The sequence below is a fragment of the Granulosicoccus sp. 3-233 genome (assembly GCF_052681095.1).
On sequence record NZ_JBQYLE010000048.1, the window covers coordinates 1 to 1447 of the forward strand.

Below are 1447 nucleotides of genomic sequence, written 5' to 3' on the forward strand. Positions count from 1 at the left end.
TCTCTGACCTCGCGCGTTAGCTCTACGCGGTGATCACCATGGGCCAGAATGGGTGATCAGCTTCGCCGGAATACGCACCGGTGGCCGGAAGACGGTGAAGAGCTGTTGACAATCACTGGCGAACAGCTCGGTTGGCTGCTTGACGGGTACGACATCGCATCGATGAAACCGCATCGGATACTGCAATACGAGTCCGTTTGCTGAGCCATTGTTGGTATAATGAGCCCATGTCCCAGTCCTTGGAAAAGCCAGACTTCACACGCTTCGCTGCATCGGGTTTACCGACTCCCGATGCGTTGATGGCGGCGCTGCTCGAGCAGCAGAAGATGCTGAGCGAGAAGGATGAGCTCCTGGCTGAGTCGCAGTCTCGATTGCAGAACCAGAAAGCACGCATCGCCGTGCTCGAAGAACGATTGCGACTGATGCAAGAGCGGCAGTTCGGCAGCAAGAGTGAAAAGAACCTGCTGCAGGAAGATTGGCTGGCAGATGATGCCGAGACTCTGGCCGATGGTGAGCCGGACACCGATGATGGTGAGATCGAGGAAGACGAGCCGAACAACACCCAGAGCGAAAAGAAGCCTCGTAAGCGAGCCGGACGCAAGGGACTCTCTGCGGACCTGCCTCGTATACAACGCTTTATCTGTCTGACTGATGAAGAGCGCGAAGGAGCCGTGAGAACCTTCTTCGTCAGGGTCAAAGAGGAGCTCGATATCATCCCGGCTCGGGTCTAGGTAATCGAGATCATGCAGGAAAAGGCGGTGTTTCTCGACGACGAGGGTGAGAGAAGCCTCAAGGCGGCCGAACGACCACCGCACCCCATCGGTCGCAGTCTGGCGTCCACGAACCTGTTGGCCTGGATCGTCATTGCGAAATACGCCGATGGTTTGCCGCTGTACCGACTGGAGAAAATACTGAGCCGATACGGCGGCGAGATTACCCGCACGACTCTGGCGAACTGGATCATTCGTCTGTCAGTGACGATGCAGAGCTTGCTGACAAGGCTTGAAGCCCATCAGATGAAAGCCGACTACATCCAGGGCGATGAAACACGATTGCAAGTGCTCTATGAGCCAGGCATGGCGGCAACCGGTGATAAATGGATTTGGGTCCTCAGAGGTGGCCCCCCTGGCAAACAGATCGTGACTTTCAATTACGACAAGTCACGGGGTGGTGCAGTGGCCGAGCGGTTGCTCAAGCACTTTGAAGGCCGTTATTTCCAGAGCGATGCCTACAGTGGCTATGATGCGCCGTGCGCGGCGAAAGACATCGTGCACCTGGGGTGCTGGGACCACGCCAGGCGAATAGTAGCGGAAGCGATCAAGACCCAACCGAAAGCGGAAAAAGGCAAGCCGAGTGTGGCGATGGTCATGCTCTCGCACATCAATGCCCTGTATCGGCTCGAGCGGGAATGGAGTGATCTGGACGATGACGAGCGCCTGAAAGCGCG

At 56.8% G+C, this 1447-nt stretch carries 2 protein-coding genes; both read left to right on the top strand.

All coding sequences use genetic code 11. The annotated features are described in order from the left end of the window. Positions 1 to 227 precede the first annotated feature (227 nt). Positions 228 to 731, top strand: coding sequence for an IS66 family transposase (locus tag ACUNV4_RS30345; RefSeq protein ID WP_430882425.1), 504 nt, complete (start codon positions 228 to 230; stop codon positions 729 to 731). A gap of 12 nt (positions 732 to 743) precedes the next feature. Then, on the top strand, positions 744 to 1447 hold a 704-nt coding region (gene tnpC, locus ACUNV4_RS30350; protein WP_430882426.1), incomplete at its 3' end, for an IS66 family transposase.